A 352-nucleotide genomic window follows, 5' to 3' on the forward strand; every position below is an offset into this window, starting at 1 on the left:
GGCGCATGTAGACCTTGGACATTGCGCAGCATCGCTAGATTCAGTTTCTCTTCATTTAAATGGTAATTTTTCTCAGATGCTTCTAGTGGATGTACAAAACCTAGTTTAGGTCTTGTGGCACCTAAACCGGCAATCATGGGGTCAGGGATACCAAAAGTATTTTCTTGAATCTTGACACCATTGTCATCATGTTCTGGCTTTACTTTAAGGGGTGGTAGTCCGAAACTCATTGTGTAAATATAGTTAACAGTTAATTAGGGATAAGTAGTTTATATTTGGAGCGATATGTTAATCAAAATACAATTATATTCAATATACACTCTTTCTGAAACTGTACGGTGCCTAAATCTTT

At 36.9% G+C, this 352-nt stretch carries 1 protein-coding gene; it reads right to left on the bottom strand.

Annotated features, from left to right (window positions below):
- Nucleotides 1-230, bottom strand: a 230-nt coding sequence (locus F0U44_RS24035; protein ID WP_149730596.1) for a proteasome maturation protein, incomplete at its 3' end; no start/stop codon positions are given.
- Nucleotides 231-352 lie beyond the last annotated feature (122 nt).

Source organism: Nocardioides humilatus (assembly GCF_008373755.1).
In the GTDB taxonomy this organism is placed as follows: Bacteria; Actinomycetota; Actinomycetes; order Propionibacteriales; family Nocardioidaceae; genus Nocardioides; species Nocardioides humilatus.